Source organism: Pseudomonas sp. FG86 (genome assembly GCF_057808775.1).
Genome location: NZ_JBMDIS010000197.1, coordinates 1 through 683, shown reverse-complemented (window position 1 = coordinate 683; position 683 = coordinate 1). Strand labels below are relative to the sequence as shown.

The following is a 683-nucleotide window of genomic DNA, read 5'->3' as shown; positions in this document are numbered from 1 at the left end:
GACAGAACTATTTATAGACTAAAGATCCGACTCGCTGTTTTCGATCAAATAAATCCGTCCCACCCCCCCCCAATCCCCCCCAGCAAGAAGTAAGATTCTAAGCGCTGCTGATGTACAAAAGCGCTATCAGGTCGATATAAGCCGGGGTCGAGACTACGTAGAAACTGACGTTCCGAAACACATGCTGAAAGAGAAGAAAACCCCAAGGTACGGCTCGTTAGAGCTGACAATTTGGGGAAATCTAAAATTAATAAATCCTACTTTCGTCAGGAGAAAGTGAAATGTTGGATGCAAACAAAAAAATAACCATCTCTGGAGAAGACGCTCTGGAAGCACTGGCAGAAATCGAATTCATGTTAGTTTCACTGCGCAAAATGGGCACCTACTATATTGATAAACCCTGCGAAGACTATCAGCGAGCCACTACGGATTTTATTGACAACGCTCGAATTACATCGAGGCTCGCCAAAGTGAGAGGACTGATCACTGCAGGATTCGACACAACTTTGGGCGACGACGACATGGATGACTTAGAGCGCTACATGCAAAGCTTGAAATTCTGGAAGCCCACATAACACCAAAGCCTAGGAAATTATTCAGAAATAGCAAAAAGAGCAGAAAGGGACCGCAGAAAGGGGACAGAACTGAATGGCACTTACTTAACCTTCTTCGGATGTCCATTT

Annotated in this window: 1 protein-coding gene; it reads left to right on the top strand. The window is 44.7% G+C overall.

The window, feature by feature from the left end:
* Window positions 1–281 precede the first annotated feature (281 nt).
* Window positions 282–575: a hypothetical protein gene (locus ACODSV_RS36290; protein ID WP_454843936.1), complete on the top strand. Its 294-nt coding sequence runs from the start codon at window positions 282–284 to the stop codon at window positions 573–575.
* Window positions 576–683: the final 108 nt, after the last annotated feature.

Coding starts and splice junctions, on each gene's coding strand:
- ACODSV_RS36290 (WP_454843936.1), top strand. CDS start 282: ATGTTGGATGCAAACAAAAAAATAACCATCTCTGGAGAAGACGCTCTG.